General features: G+C 52.5%; 12 protein-coding genes. 7 read left to right on the plus strand and 5 right to left on the minus strand.

Features of this window, described 5'->3' with window-relative positions; genetic code table 11:
* Positions 1–75: 75 nt before the first annotated feature.
* The 3 genes from PKX57_RS00155 to PKX57_RS00165 all read left to right on the plus strand — a co-directional run bounded on the left by PKX57_RS00155 (position 76) and on the right by PKX57_RS00165 (position 5,063).
* Positions 76–1,332 (plus strand): 2-hydroxyacyl-CoA dehydratase, encoded by a 1,257-nt coding sequence (locus PKX57_RS00155; protein ID WP_213921241.1) that lies wholly within the window; start codon positions 76–78, stop codon positions 1,330–1,332.
* Complete coding sequence (locus PKX57_RS00160; protein WP_214049954.1) at positions 1,329–3,053, plus strand: acyl-CoA dehydratase activase; 1,725 nt, start codon at positions 1,329–1,331, stop codon at positions 3,051–3,053. The genes PKX57_RS00155 and PKX57_RS00160 overlap by 4 nt, the downstream gene beginning before the upstream one ends.
* 153 nt (positions 3,054–3,206) lie before the next feature.
* On the plus strand, positions 3,207–5,063 hold the full coding sequence (locus PKX57_RS00165) for a beta-galactosidase (protein WP_214049953.1): 1,857 nt from the start codon (positions 3,207–3,209) through the stop codon (positions 5,061–5,063).
* 15 nt (positions 5,064–5,078) lie between these two features.
* On the opposite strand, the gene PKX57_RS00170 is transcribed toward PKX57_RS00165, so the two are convergent.
* The 5 genes from PKX57_RS00170 to PKX57_RS00190 form a co-directional block, all read right to left on the minus strand.
* Positions 5,079–5,432: a cupin domain-containing protein gene (locus PKX57_RS00170; protein WP_470745130.1), complete on the minus strand. Its 354-nt coding sequence runs from the start codon at positions 5,430–5,432 to the stop codon at positions 5,079–5,081.
* Positions 5,425–6,327, minus strand: a complete 903-nt coding sequence (locus tag PKX57_RS00175) for an ROK family protein (RefSeq protein ID WP_213921244.1) — start codon at positions 6,325–6,327, stop codon at positions 5,425–5,427. Before PKX57_RS00175 ends, PKX57_RS00170 begins: the two co-directional genes overlap by 8 nt.
* Entirely contained in the window at positions 6,320–6,949 is a 630-nt protein-coding gene (locus PKX57_RS00180; RefSeq protein WP_213921245.1) for a bifunctional 4-hydroxy-2-oxoglutarate aldolase/2-dehydro-3-deoxy-phosphogluconate aldolase, read from the minus strand. Before PKX57_RS00180 ends, PKX57_RS00175 begins: the two co-directional genes overlap by 8 nt.
* A 174-nt stretch (positions 6,950–7,123) precedes the next feature.
* Positions 7,124–8,125, minus strand: coding sequence for a cytochrome b5 domain-containing protein (locus PKX57_RS00185; RefSeq protein WP_213921246.1), 1,002 nt, complete (start codon positions 8,123–8,125; stop codon positions 7,124–7,126).
* Between the two features lie 213 nt (positions 8,126–8,338).
* Positions 8,339–9,571, minus strand: coding sequence for a uroporphyrinogen decarboxylase family protein (locus PKX57_RS00190; RefSeq protein WP_213921247.1), 1,233 nt, complete (start codon positions 9,569–9,571; stop codon positions 8,339–8,341).
* A gap of 283 nt (positions 9,572–9,854) precedes the next feature.
* Here PKX57_RS00190 and PKX57_RS00195 point away from each other — a divergent pair, with 283 nt between their 5' ends.
* The 4 genes from PKX57_RS00195 to PKX57_RS00210 all read left to right on the plus strand — a co-directional run bounded on the left by PKX57_RS00195 (position 9,855) and on the right by PKX57_RS00210 (position 12,649).
* Positions 9,855–10,100, plus strand: coding sequence for a hypothetical protein (locus PKX57_RS00195; protein WP_213921248.1), 246 nt, complete (start codon positions 9,855–9,857; stop codon positions 10,098–10,100).
* Positions 10,097–11,479 carry a sialate O-acetylesterase gene (locus tag PKX57_RS00200; RefSeq protein WP_472415741.1) on the plus strand — a complete coding sequence of 461 codons (1,383 nt, stop codon included), beginning with the start codon at positions 10,097–10,099 and terminating at the stop codon, positions 11,477–11,479. The genes PKX57_RS00195 and PKX57_RS00200 overlap by 4 nt, the downstream gene beginning before the upstream one ends.
* 134 nt (positions 11,480–11,613) lie before the next feature.
* On the plus strand, positions 11,614–12,174 hold the full coding sequence (locus PKX57_RS00205) for a DUF2202 domain-containing protein (RefSeq protein ID WP_213921250.1): 561 nt from the start codon (positions 11,614–11,616) through the stop codon (positions 12,172–12,174).
* 100 nt (positions 12,175–12,274) lie between these two features.
* Positions 12,275–12,649 carry a hypothetical protein gene (locus tag PKX57_RS00210; protein ID WP_213921251.1) on the plus strand — a complete coding sequence of 125 codons (375 nt, stop codon included), beginning with the start codon at positions 12,275–12,277 and terminating at the stop codon, positions 12,647–12,649.
* The last annotated feature ends 91 nt before the right edge of the window (positions 12,650–12,740 follow it).

Raw genomic sequence — 12,740 nt, forward strand, 5'->3', positions numbered from 1 at the left:
TCGTAAAAACACTTTTATCCTCCTGGAGTATAATTCTAAGACCAAAGCCAGTAGATATAAGAGATAGGGGAGCAGATGTCGAAGAAGAGTGTTGGATTCGGAAGGTTCTTGAGACGATACATAAACGATGAAATGAAATTCAGAAAGTGGCTCAATCTAGGAATCGCTTTCGAGAACTTCAGACGTCGCTACTTACCCTCGCGCAAGGCACGGTTTCTAAGGATCGTCAACAGTCTGGCAGTCGAAGAGGTTTATTACTCCCTGACCGGAAGGGAAACCGCCTGGGTCAACCTGCTCGCCCCTTCGGAACTTCTTCTGCCTCTGGGTATCAATCCGGTATCGGCCGAGGGAGTATCGGGCATGCTTGCCTCGATGCATCTCGAAGGTTTTGCGATATCTTCGGCCGCCGAATCGGGTATTCCAGACTCGCTCTGCACTTTTCACAGGGCTTCCCTCGGGGCTTCCATCATGAAGCTCTTTCCGGCTCCTAGATTCGTGATGACCTCCACGATCTTCTGCGACGGGAACCTGCCTACCTTCAAGAGGATCTCCCGGGAATACCGGGTGCCCTTCATACTGATCGACGTTCCCCGGGGCCGCATGAAGAGCTCCGTTGGGTACGTGCATTCACAGCTCAAGGAGGCGATAGGGCTCATAGAGGAGATTACTGGAAAGCCTTATCCAATGAACCTCCTGAGTGATACGCTCGCCATCGAAAGGCAAACGGTGGAAAATCTTACGCGGGTTCGAAAAGAGATGAAAAGCTCTCATCTTCCGCAGGAGCTGTACGAGTACATGAACTCGCTTTATGTGATGCACACGCTCGCCGGCGACGCTAGGCTAAAGAGGGCATCCGAGGAGTTCGGAAGGAATCTGATCACGGACAGGTCTGAGCAGAAGAAGATTCTCTGGCTACACATCCCGCCCTACTACGACAACGAGTTGTTCAAGATCTTTTCGCCGCAATCGAAGCATACGGTGGTCGGCAACGAACTGATGTGGGACTGGCTCTATCCGGTGGAACCCTCCAGACCGCTGGAGAGTCTGGCCGAGAAGCTCGTCTTTAATCCCCTGTGCGGAGGGGTCGAAGACAGGTGGAAACAATGCGCCTTTCTGGCCGATGATTTCCGAGCCGACGGGATCGTTCACTTCACCCACTGGGGATGCAGGCAGTCGGCGGGAAATGTGAGTTATCTCAAGAAGATGTTCGAATCTAAAGGGATTCCCTTCCTGGAGCTGACAGGCGACTGTGTCGATCACACCTCAGAAGGGGCCGGGCAGTTGAGAACGCGTGCTCAGGCCTTTCTCGAGATTCTGGAGGGCAAGAGATGATACTATACACGTGCAGCTATATCCCGCTGGAGATCCTTATGGGTACCGGTAAAGACTTCGAGAGGTTGTTGAGCGCGGCTTCGTCGTCCTGCCACGAGCTGGGCTGCAATCTATGCGGCTATGCCAAAATTGTTTACGGAGCCGGTATGGAGCTTGATAAGGGCGATCTTCTCCTGGTGGCCGATTCGTGCGATGCGATGCGCAGGGTCGGCGACCTTCTGAGCGAAAGCTCCAGGGCAGGAGTATTCATGATGCGTCTCCCATGGAAGAGAGATGAACGGGCGGTAGAATTCATGGCCTCGGAAATCCTTCGCCTGATCGAGTTTCTCGAGGAAAAAGGGATCGACGTGAATCTATCGGCTGGAGTGGAGCGCTTCAACGGCCTGATCGACCACGTTCGATCGCTGGAGTCAACGCTCGTAGGCCGCGACCTAACGGAACTCTATCTTTCTGCTCTGAACGGTCTGAAGCACGACCCGACCGGCTCGAGGGTCAAAAACAAAACGGCAGGAAAGGATTTTGGTCTGGCAGGTGGAATCGTGGACATGAGTGAGATAGACGCTATAATCGAGAGTGCGGGCGGGGTTATAACCCGTAACGACACCTGCCTGGGTGCCCGGCCCTTCGCATCCAGAACTCGTGTCGGAGAAGATCCGGCGTTCTATGTGGCGCAGAGGTTGATTGGCTGGCGGGCGCCGTGCGGGAGATTTTCGGAAGAATCGAAGGACGAGTGCGAGGGACTTGACGGGCTGCTGTACGCCATACCGAAGTTTTGCGACTTCTACGATTTCACGCGCAACACCTCCAATTCGAAGATATACAGGGCCGAGATCGATTACCCCCTCAACTCCCACGGACAGATAGCCACAAGAGTGGGAGCCTTGCTGGAGAAGAACTTGGCCCGACGATCAGAAATTGAAAGAGGTGAAAGATCGGTTTTTTTAGGTATAGATTCCGGTTCCACAACCACCAACGGAGTATTGACTGATTCGACGGGAAAGATACTACGCTGGAAGACCATCAGGACGGGAATTAACGCTCTGGCTTCGGCCAGGCGTCTTTATGAAGAGCTGCTCTCGCAGTCCGGCGGATCTAAAGAAGAGATAGCACGAATAGTCGCGACCGGTTACGGCAGGGAATTGATCGACTTCGCCGATGAAACGGTAACAGAGATCTCCTGCCACGCCAGAGCCGTTGCGAGGCTCTTCCCGTCGGCCATTGGAGTCGTTGACATCGGGGGACAGGACAGCAAGGTGATAAAGCTTTCCGCAGAAGGGAACGTGGAGGATTTCTCCATGAACGACAGATGTGCCGCCGGAACGGGCCGCTTTCTCGAGGTCATGGCGAAGGTTCTCGAACTGGATACTGGAGAGATGGCCTCACTTGCACTCCGTTCCTCCAGAGAGCTTTCGATCAGTTCAGTCTGCACCGTTTTCGCAGAATCCGAAGTTGTGTCTCTCATAGGTAGAGGAGAGAAGATTGAGGACATATCGGCCGGTTTATTCAACGCGATTGTGAAAAGAGTGGCCGCGATGTACGTGCGCCTCGGCTCTCCGGAACCGCTGGTCTTCACCGGTGGAGTGGCGAGAAACGCAGGAGTTGTGCGCTCCATGGAAAGAGTGTTGAAGAGAAAAATTACCGTCCCCGAAGTACCGGATATAATGGGCGCCTACGGCGCAGCGCTCTTTGCCATGGATATCCCGGGAGAAAAAGGGCAGTGATCTAAATCGGGCAACCATACAGGCTAAAAGCGACCAGCGTTGTGACTCTTTCCATCGATTCACTGATGAATCAACGAAAGTATAGTCCGGTTTTTTGTATAATAACAACAAACGTACCTTAAGCCTGGATGGTTTTCAAGGGAGTGTTGAAGTTTGAACTGGTTTGGAGCGGCGTATTACCCGGAACACTGGTCCCGGGAAAGATGGAAAGAAGACGCAAGAGTAATGGCATACCTCGGTATCAACGTCGTGAGAATAGGCGAGTTCTCCTGGGGCGTGGTGGAGAAACGGCCAGGTGAGGTCGATTTCACTCTACTGGACGAAGCGATCGAGGCGCTGTATTCCGAGGGTATAAGGATCATAATGGGCACTCCGACGGCAGCTCCGCCTTCGTGGCTTCTCAAGAAATACCCCGAAGTACTGAGGGTAGCCGGTGATGGAAGAAAGCCCGGCACCGCTGGCCGTCGCCAGTACTGCTTCAACTCTCCGCGTTACCGTGAAGAGACGGAGAGGATAGTAGGCATATACGTAGATCACTACGGGAAAGACCCCAGAATAATCGCCTGGCAGGCCGATAACGAATACGGCTGTCATGGTTCGGCGCTATGTTACTGCAACAACTGTGCAGGAGCTTTCAGAGAGTGGTTGAGAGAGAAGTACGGAACTCTGGACAATCTCAACCAGGCGTGGGGAATGGTTTTCTGGAGCAACATCTGTAGCGACTGGGAAGAGATAAACCCTCCCAAACCCGGTCCTGTATCATACAACCCCTCTATGGTATTAGATTATAGACGCTTCTCTTCCGATTCGGTAATCGAATATCATGACATTCATAAAGAGATAATCAAGAAGAACAGTAAAGCCCCGCTGACCCACAATCTCATGGTCAATTTCACCGATATCGATTATAGAAAACTCGCCAAAAGGATCGATTTCGTATCCTGGGACAACTACGTGGCCGGGGAGTACGATCCCGATCTGCAGGCCCTTAACCACGATCTGATGAGATCTCTGAAGAAGGCTCCCTTTCTGGTGATGGAACAACAACCGGGAAGGGTCAACTGGCGTCCTGTAAACAACACCTACCCTTCCGGACAGCTGGCCTTCTGGATCAAGCAGTCCGTCGCACACGGAGCCTTCGGTTCTCTTGTTTTCAGGTACAGACAGCTCCCGTTCGGGGCCGAACAGTTTCACAGCGGTCTTTTGAATTACGACGGAACGATGACGGAGAGGGCCAGAGTCTTCGCGGAAACTATCGAGGAGTTGCGAAACTGGAAGATTGAGGACCCGGAAAAAGAGGCCGCGATCTATATAGACTACGAGAATTTCTGGATAGGTGAGACCGACAACCTAAACGGCAAATTCAGGTTGCTGTTCGACTCGATACTGCCAATTTACAAAGCCTTCAGGAGCTTCGGCTACAACATCGATTTTCTCTTTCCAGGCGAGTCGCCGCAGGGTTACTCCTTCGTCGCCGTCCCTTCGGCCTTCAAGATCGAGGAGGACTTCGTCAGGGAGCTGTTGAACTTCGAAGGGAAGATATTCATCACCGCCATGACGGCCCAGAAGGATAAAAACAACAACATCCGGATGCAGAAGGCCGACGATTTTCAGCTTCTGACAGGAATTCGCGTTGTCGATTTCGGAGGATTCGAAGGCCCGCTCAAAGTCTCGTCCGGCAAGAGTGTCTGTGATTGTGGCTTCGTGGCCGAGGAGATCGAAACGCTCGATGACTGCCAACCAGTAGCCAGGTTCATAGACGGACCTTTCAGGGGGAAACCTGCCGTAACGGTGAAGGGGAACTGCTGCTACGTGAGTACTATCCCGGACGTCGAATTGATAAAAAAACTCTTCCTCGAGGCTTCGATTGAAAGAAAAGCCGAAGGTTCAGCCAGGCTGTTGAGTATGAAGTCTTACAGGGTTATCTTGAACCCTTACCCGCACAGTATAAGGTTGAAGATCGGCGGAGAAACTCACAGCCTCCAGGAGTACGAAGTAAGAAGGATCTAGTTCCAGAGCGGCGCCTCACGCATCGATTTTAAAGACCCACTGGACATAAGTGCCAGAATCCACGAGAACCGTGTGGGCGACCGAAGCGGGAATCAGCAGCGATTCGCCCTCCTCGAGCGTGAATTCCTCGCTGGCGAGCATCTCGTCGCTGCGGTACTCGCCGTCGGCTATCTCCTGGATATCCCCGGTAAGTTTTCCTGTCTTGACGCGGGCCTTTCCAGAGATAACGACATAAAGGTCGTGCTGGTCGCGGTGTGCCTCCGGGCGACCCGAAAAGGGCCCGACGATCTTCACCGCTTTAGAAGAGAAGCCCTCCATACCCCTGGAAAAATCTCCCTCGTGAATTGAATATTTAATCGCTTTATCCACTCTTCCTCACCCCCATCGATCTGGATAACTGCAACACTCCGATTATACAGGGATCGGGCTCCGCTGAGGGCGGTTCGATTCCGACTGTTTTATCTGGAAGTCTGTAATAGAACTTCGTAAAAAAATCCACAACCAGCCTGCGGTAATGGGGATTCTTTCCCAGGCTGCCGCCCATTACCAGCACGGCCGGGTCGAGCGTATCGATCATGTTGGCTAGAAAACGCCCCAGAATAGCGGCTCCCCCGACAACGATCTCGACGTACTCCGGTTTGTTTTCTCTGGCAAGGTCGACTATCTCCTCCGTCGCGAGGCGCTTGCCGAGGAATCTCTCTACCTGTATGGAGAGGCCCCTTCCTCCGGCAACAGCCTGAAGACAGCCCCTGCGGCCGCAGGCACATTCCGGCCCGTCAGGAAGCACCGTAGTGTGGCCTATCTCTCCTGCAAAACCGTGAGAGCCGCGCATTATATGACCCGACGATACTATTCCCATACCGATGCCCGTGCTGACGGTTACGTAAACGAGAGAATCTATACCCGGCCGGGTCGACCACTCTCCGTAGGCGGCAGCGTTACAATCGTTTTCCACGATGCCCCGATCCCCGAAAAGCTGACTGAGCCTTTCGTGAAGATTTACATCCTTCCAGCCGAGGTTGGGAGACCATATCAACCTACCGGTCGAAACATCTACTGCCCCGGCTGTGCAAAGTCCCCAGTGCACCACATCCGGAGGATCGACGTATTTCGAGCAGACCTTCGCCAGTCTGGCTATGAAATTCTCTGGCCCGGCGGTGGAGTCCGTTGGAAATCTCTCCACATACAACGGCTTCACCTGGTCGTCTTCGAAGACCACCACCAGCGTCTTGGTTCCACCGACATCTATCGCCAGATCAGTCATCGATTATCCCCGCTGCAATCTTCATTCTGGAGATTCTCTCCGAAATCTCGCCGTATTTTCTCTCTTGGAGGAGCTCCGGGCTGGCTATGTAACTCCCCACACCGAGAGCGGCTGCACCCTCTTCGATAAAGGCCGCCGCGTTCTCGGGTGTGACGCCTCCAAAAGGCATGAATCTGGCCTGTGGGAACGGTCCCCTGTAGGCTTTCAAAAGACGGAGCCCTTCAAGCTCTCCCGGGAAAAGTTTAAGAATTGTAAAGCCCATGTTCAAAGCCATCTGGATCTCAGTGGAGGTGTAAACTCCCGGTATATAAGGAATGCCATCTTTCAGCGAAAGCGCAGCGACCTCGTGGCTGAAACCGGGACTGAGTATGTAATCGGCGCCGGCACGCAATGCCCTCGAATAATCGTCTGCGTTGAAGATCGTCCCCGCGCCCAGAAGCAGCTTGTCGCCGAAGTGTTTTTTGAGTTCCTTGAGTGATTCGTCGGCCCACCGGTCGGAAAAGCTGACCTCGGCGAAGAAAACTCCCGAATCGTAAAGGAGCCCGCATAGATCGATTGATCTTCCCGTATCCAGCCCTCTGATAACTATCAGAAGCCTGCCCTCTATGAGTCTTTGAAACATTCAACACTACCCCCGTCCTTCGTGATATTCTGGATATTGTTCCCATGAAGCGCCCACGACAAGACTTATGGGGAGCTCGTCCGGCGCATCTTTCATACCATCATACCATTGGATCGGAAGGCAGTCTCACGACATCGCTCTAGCCTTTTCTCTTGCATTTCAAACGGGGATCTTTCAGTTTCGCACCACATATCCTATTATATGGGCATCTTCTAGCTTCGAGAGTTCGCTTCCCAGCGAAGCTCCGAGCTCTATTCCGTAACCGGCTGTCCAGTCGATGCCGGCCACATCGTAAACCACACCTTCGTACGAAACGAACTTACGGCTCTCCACGACACCGTCGTACCTCTTCAGCTGCTCCGGCGTGAAGACCAGTATTCCTATCAGGTAAGCCTTGTCGAGACTTGTCGCTCCGTGGGGCGAGTCTCGCAGTATTTCTACGGTGAGCTCATTACCGGCCAGGTGAAGTCCGCTCTGATGGCTTCCACCCTTCCATGAGGCGAGTCCGCTAACGTCGTAAACCTTACCCTCTACGGCCACATAGGCCTTCTTTCCACCATTACCGTTCATCGTTTTCAACTCGTCGATTGTCACACCCAGAATGGCGACGGCATCGACTCCTTCGATCTTGCGAACTCCGTGGGGCGAGTCCTTTGTGAGCTCGGAAGTCAATTCCTCTCCGGCCAAGTGCATACCTCCCTGGTGTGAACCGTTTCGCCACCTTCCCAGACGGGAGACATCGTACACCTTTCCCCAGGCCGCAACGTAACCTTTTTTACCGCTCTTTCCATCGAAGTTTTTAAGCTCTTCAAGAGTGACCACCAGAACTCCCACTGGCTCTATGCCTGCGATCTTCCCCTCTCTGTGGGGAGAAAGACTTTTCAACTCGTACGTCAGCTCCGTACCTGCCGAGTGTTGAGACATGTGATTGCCCCCGATCCAGCGTCTCAGCTGGGAGAAATCGTATATGGCGCCTTCGACCGAGACGTAAGCGGAAGATCCTGATCTGCCGTTGAACCTGGACAGGGCCGATATCGTGTACATCGGTTGAACTGCCTGGAACTCTTTCATATCTATGCTCGCCAGAGAGAAATCCTTCAGCTCAATCAGGGCCATAGCCGCGGAGACAATCAGAAGAAAAAGGATCGCTAGAGTGATTGAACGTGTTCTACCCATCGAGACACCTCCTTGAGAAATTATTCAAAGGATAACACGTCTGGGCCTTTACTCCTGCCAACCGGAGAGTGTCAGTCTATCGCTGGTCCCCAGTTCTAGCGTTACAATCTTTTTCGGTTCTGCCGGGCTCCATTAGCCTCAGGGTATACTGGACGGGTATCCTCTCCTTTCATCGCTCTCTGTCCCAGTGTGTGTGAGATAACGAGTACGGTTCTATCTTTTCCGGTCACTGTACGCACCTCTTCCGTATTCATAGGCCGTGTCGAAGAGCCGCAGAATCTTTTCCGGAGGTATCTCCATCTGTATATTGTGGATCGAGGCGAAGACGAACCCCCCTCCAGGTGCGAGTATATCTATGCGCCTCCTGACGTCCTCTTCGATCTCTTCCAGAGTCCCGAAAAGTAACAGATGCTGCGTGTCGCAACCACCTCCCCAGAGAACGATCTCACCACCGAACTCTCGCTTTAGAATGGCGGGGTCCATGTTCTTCGCGTTGGTCTGGACGGGGTTGAGAACCTGAACGCCGGCCTCTATGAAATCTCCTATGAAGGGATAGACTGATCCGCATGAATGGAGAAAGATGAAAAGACCGGGTCTCTTCGAATGGATGAAATCACAGAGGGCCTTAAGGCGTGGCTTGAAGAGCGATCTGAATATCCGGGGCGAGATCTGAGTGTTTTCCTGCGTCCCGTAGTCGTCGCCGATCTGTATAAGGTCGATATCTCCGCCGACTTCGAAGAGATATCTCTCGAGTTCGATCGTGTACTTCTCGAGAAGTCTATCGAGAAAGTACTCCACCAGTGGCCGGTCCGTTATCATTCTCTCCATGAACTCCTGATAACCAAAGTAGCTGTGGCCGGCCTCTAGAAAGTTCCCGCCGAAAGTTCCCATCACGGCGCAGTCGGTGGAACTCTTCAGTTCTCTAAGCTGGTCCTTTAAAAAAGCGATCTCTCCGTCGGAAATACCGGGGCGGACGGCTTCGTCGATCGCTTTTCTATCATGCGTATCGGCCAGCGGGAAGTGCTTTCCATCGAAATAGAATCCCCCCTTCGGCATGATGGCCACGATCCTGCCCTCTCTGACGATCGCCCTGGAACCGTCGGGCATCGTTACGGAATCGAAGCCGTCGGGTAAAAGATACCTTCCGCCATCTTCGAACATATCGTACTCTTTCCATTTATCTATTCTTGTATTGAACCCGCCGTCGAGCCTCTTGAGCTCGACGACGTCCGAATGGACCCGCCGTCTCACCTCTTCCTCGACGAGCGCCAGCTGCTGGAAGACGTCGAAGATCTTTACCGGCCTATCGGGAAGTCCCATGTACTCTTTGAGCCTTCGGTAAGCCATTGCGTGTATGCCGGTCGATCTCATACCCCCAAGATCCACGGGAACCCGGTCGGCTTCTCTGTGGTTCAGCGCTTCGATTATCCTCTCTCTTGAAGTCACTTCGATCCCTCCGTTCCGATAACTCGAATGAAACTGTAAGGTTTTAAAGTGTATCTTATCCCCTCGCCAATGGAGAGGCAACCCGTTTCTTCCGCGATTTCTTTGGCGAAAAGAGCAGTCTTCTTAGTCGATAATCACGACATTCTTCGTTCCCTCTAAAGGCCTCTCTTACTATGAGATCGTAGCATCTATCTGTAAAAAAGCCGCGTGTCTTCCGAAAATTATGATTCAAGACATAAGTCGTGGTTTAGATCGCTCTCACAATCACGCGGGATAGTCACCTTTGCAGACCCATCCTCTGCTCCTCTTAGGGCTCTCTCATCCCGACCTCGTAGTATTCGGGGGAAAGATCTCAGGTGCCTTCGATTACATAGCGCCCGCACTCAAAGAGGAACTGGAAAAAGCCGCGAAAGTCGGGAGATTTGCTGCCTTTCCCGGGGTTTTGAAGACTATCGATCCTGAGAGATGCACCCTCTCGGGGTTGGCGTTATACTTTGTCGAGAGATGCATGAGAGGGGTGAGTGTATGAAACCGGGCTGCTATATCGATCGTGGACCTTGCGACTGGCAGATACTCCAGCAGGAAAAAGGGAGTGCGGAAGTCGGACTTGCGGGGAGTTGTCTCCCCTCAGGCGAGATACCGGACCGGCAGAGAGTCTTCGTGAGAGTGGTGCGCGAGGACAGCTCCGAGACCGTGCTGCCCTGGCTTCAGGCCACGCTGCATAAAGGCAAAAGATGGGAGGTATCGCTCGAACTTCCGATCGGCGGGCTTTACAGGATTGAGACCTCTCTGAAACCCGACAGTCTCGGTATCGAGTACGCCTTCAGGGGCGACACGGTACACCACGTCGGTGTGGGCGAACTTTTCGCCATAACCGGTCAAAGCAACTCGGCCGGCTACGGCAAGGACCCGATTTTCGATCCGCCAGAGCTAGGGGTCCATCTGCTGAGAAACAACGGAAAGTGGGACCTGGCGAGCCATCCTCTCAACGATTCCACCGGATCGATCCACGAGGTCAACGCGGAGACGATCAACCCCGGCCATTCGCCTTATCTGAGCTTTGCCAGATACCTGAAAAGGGAGCTGAACAGGCCAGTTGGCTTGATCCAGTGCTCGCTGGGAGGCTCGAGTCTCGGTCAGTGGAACCCGGCCGAAAGCGGAGAGCTATATAGAAATCTTCTGGAGATCGTCGCAAACTGCGGAAAACTCAGGGGTATGCTCTGGTACCAGGGTTGCTCCGACACCACTATTGCTTTGAGTCAAACATATGGCGAAAGGTTCGCCAATTTCGTCGAAACTCTCAGACAGGATCTGGCGGCGCCGGACCTGCCCTTCTTCACTGTGCAGCTCAACCGTTTCGTGGCCGATCCCGGGCCATGGGGAATGGGCGACGAAGGCTGGTCGAAAGTAAGGGAGGCCCAGAGGCGTGCGGTGAAGGAACTTCCGGGAGTCTTCGTCGTACCGGCGATAGATCTGCCTCTTTCGGACAACATCCACAACAGTTCTTACGGCAACCTGATGCTCGGGGAGCGACTCGCCAAAAGCGTTCTCAAACACCTCTTCGCAAGAGATCTCAATGCCGACGCGCCAGACATAGCCGCTGCCCTGGCCACCGGCGGAAGAAAGCTCCGTCTGGTATTCGATAACGTCTCCTCCAGACTGTACGCCTTCGACCTCAAACCCGAAGACCTTCCGCTCTCTATTTCCGACGAATCTGGAGAGATCGAAATAAAAGATTATACTATCGAGGGCAACGAGATGCTTCTCCGTCTCTCGAGAGAGCCTGGCGTCTATGGAGTCGTCCACTATCAACACGGCGCTAATCCCGGCTGTTTTTCGATCATTGATGCGATAAGTCATCTACCGGCCCTAGCTTTCTACGGATTCAAAATATCTAGAGACCTGTAACTTCGACTGATACTTGCAAGAAAACCGGCACGGTAAAGACCGGCCTTTCTCATGAAATTCCAAGACTCTTCTCAGCAACCTCTAAGATTGAAGGACTAATATTTGTATGAAAGCATACAAAGGAGGTGGCAAAAATGAAAAGAGCAATGAATGTATTTCTGGTACTGATTATATTTATAGTAACTGCAACTGCAAGCTTCACTATGAGTGAAGAAGATGGGATAGCATATATGAGAGAAGAAGAAAAGCTGGCGCAAGATGTATATAACGTTCTGTATGAATTATGGGGACTTAAGGTCTTCAAGAACATAGCCCAGGCCGAAGCCAGACACACCGACGCTGTTCTCTCGCTAATCGAAGAGTTCGGCTACGAAGATCCGGCGGGCCAAAACGGAGTCGGCGTCTTCAAAAACAAGGAGTTACAGGCTCTGTACGACTATCTTGTCGAGATGGGAAGCGAATCTCTCCTGGGGGCTGTGAAAGTTGGACTGCTGGTAGAAGAGACCGATATAAAGGACCTTGAAGAACTTCTCGAAGTTGAACTCAACGCGAGAACCGAAAGAGTGTACAGAAACCTTCTCGCCGGCTCGGAGAATCACCTAAGGGCTTTCTATAGACAGCTCGAAAAACTCGGTGGCGATTACAACTGGTCGGTGCTGGATTTTGAAAGAGCCCTGGAGATTCTCTCGAAATAAGCATCAGATAACTGACTACCTGGCGGCGGGTTTCCCGCCGTTATTTTTTGGTTGAAAGATGCGATAATAACTCTGTATAAATATCGACGGAGGTAGTCATGTGGGAAATATCGATGTGATTATGTATGGAAAGGGTAAAAAGTCGGTCAACATCGCAGAGATCTTTCAGAGTTGCCCTTACACGGTAGTTTGCACCGCCTGCAGGGGATATGTATGGTCTCATTTCAGGTTGCCAGAAAATCACCTCTGGTGGTTGGAAGCGACGGAAAAAGACCCGATCGATACGGTGGGACTAGAATCTGTCGAGCTTTTCTTTCCCGAAAAACTGAAGGGCGAGAGTGAATTCTCCCGGGGCGAAACCTCACCGATGCTCGAAATATCGCCCTGCAAGAGCTACTGCCCAGAGTGTACCCTTTACAGAACCAGATGCGAAGGCTGCCCTGCAACTGTTCACTGCCTTCTCGAACGGTTTTAATCTCCTCCTGATGCTGGATAACTACCGTTGCCTTTATGAGGAATTCCTCATAGTCGTCAGTTATCATGTCCGTGATCCATAACAGGTAGAA

This window comes from Mesotoga sp., from assembly GCF_035363035.1.
Taxonomy (GTDB): Bacteria; Thermotogota; Thermotogae; order Petrotogales; family Kosmotogaceae; genus Mesotoga.

Excerpts from the sequence above, each read along its gene's own strand:
- PKX57_RS00180 (WP_213921245.1), bottom strand. The coding sequence starts at position 6,949 with ATGTTTCAAAGACTCATAGAGGGCAGGCTTCTGATAGTTATCAGAGGG.
- PKX57_RS00175 (WP_213921244.1), bottom strand. The coding sequence starts at position 6,327 with ATGACTGATCTGGCGATAGATGTCGGTGGAACCAAGACGCTGGTGGTG.
- PKX57_RS00185 (WP_213921246.1), bottom strand. The coding sequence starts at position 8,125 with ATGGGTAGAACACGTTCAATCACTCTAGCGATCCTTTTTCTTCTGATT.
- PKX57_RS00155 (WP_213921241.1), top strand. The coding sequence starts at position 76 with ATGTCGAAGAAGAGTGTTGGATTCGGAAGGTTCTTGAGACGATACATA.
- PKX57_RS00160 (WP_214049954.1), top strand. The coding sequence starts at position 1,329 with ATGATACTATACACGTGCAGCTATATCCCGCTGGAGATCCTTATGGGT.
- PKX57_RS00200 (WP_472415741.1), top strand. The coding sequence starts at position 10,097 with ATGAAACCGGGCTGCTATATCGATCGTGGACCTTGCGACTGGCAGATA.
- PKX57_RS00205 (WP_213921250.1), top strand. The coding sequence starts at position 11,614 with ATGAAAAGAGCAATGAATGTATTTCTGGTACTGATTATATTTATAGTA.